A 213-nucleotide genomic window follows, 5' to 3' on the forward strand; every position below is an offset into this window, starting at 1 on the left:
TTTTCAATTTCAAACTGCAACGCTCGCGGTTGTAGTAATCCATATAGTCATCTATCTGTTTCATCAATTCGTCCACCGTCAATTCTCCTGCGTTATAGAAACACTCCGTCTTCAACACCGCAAAGAAGCTTTCCATCGGCGCATTGTCCCAACAGTTCGCCTTTCGCGACATGCTTTGAACCATGGAATGCTCCGCAAGCAATTCCCTATACC

General features: G+C 45.5%; 1 protein-coding gene. It reads right to left on the reverse strand.

What is annotated here, in order from left to right; translation table 11 throughout:
- On the reverse strand, window positions 1-213 hold a 213-nt coding region (locus ACTHTQ_RS11615), incomplete at both ends, for an IS3 family transposase (RefSeq protein ID WP_440364003.1).

The sequence above is a fragment of the Neisseria sp. P0020.S003 genome, from assembly GCF_051957095.1.
GTDB classification, from domain to species: domain Bacteria; phylum Pseudomonadota; class Gammaproteobacteria; order Burkholderiales; family Neisseriaceae; genus Neisseria; species Neisseria subflava.